General features: G+C 42.4%; 1 protein-coding gene. It reads left to right on the forward strand.

Annotation, left to right across the window (positions count from 1 at the left end):
* Window positions 1-191: 191 nt before the first annotated feature.
* On the forward strand, window positions 192-800 hold a 609-nt coding region (locus tag ACT3SX_RS15355), incomplete at its 3' end, for a patatin-like phospholipase family protein (protein ID WP_444518850.1).

An 800-nucleotide genomic window follows, 5' to 3' on the forward strand; every position in this document is an offset into this window, starting at 1 on the left:
TATCAAAAATTTCACTGCATATTGTCTAAAAAATAGTCACTGCCAGCACCACATTTGAATATTCAACATGCCCTATATTACTTTTAAATGAAATCGACTATCGTCAAGATTATAAGGCTATGATGTTTAAATGTTCAATATACCCAAATGCCTTCTTTTCTATATTATGACAATTATATAAGGTTTTTTTTATGCTGATAACTGCGCTTCGCTCTGCATACAGCCATCGCCTGTTACTCATGCGGATGAGCACTCTATCCATCTTAGGAGTGGCTGTCAGCGCTTGTAGCACCCTAGCGCCAGCCACTATAACATCTGAGACGCCTGACGCACCTGAGATAAAGCCACTGAGTGTGGCACTCGTATTAGGCGGTGGCGGTGCTAAAGGCTTTGCTCATGTAGGCGTCATTAAGGCATTAGAAGAGAATGGTATTACACCCACGCTAATCGTTGGCACCAGCGTCGGTAGCTTAGTGGGTAGCCTATATGCTAGCGGCTATACACCTGTTCAGCTTGAGCACTTAGCACTCACCACCACAGATAATGAGCTAACAGACTTCACCTTGTCCAACCAAGGGTTTATCGAAGGCATCAAGCTCAAAAATTTTATTAACGCCAAAGTGAATGGTCAAGCAATAGAAGACTTTCCTATCCGCTTTGCGGCAATTGCTACCGAAAAAAACACGCCAAAAAAAGCAGTGTTTACCACTGGTAATGCTGGATTGGCTGTACAAGCATCTTGTAGCGTTCCCAATATCTTTATCGCTCCGCGTATTCCCGAAAAAATTGGTAAAAAATAT

This window comes from Psychrobacter sp. AOP31-B2-9 (genome assembly GCF_052378005.1).
Classification (GTDB): Bacteria; Pseudomonadota; Gammaproteobacteria; order Pseudomonadales; family Moraxellaceae; genus Psychrobacter.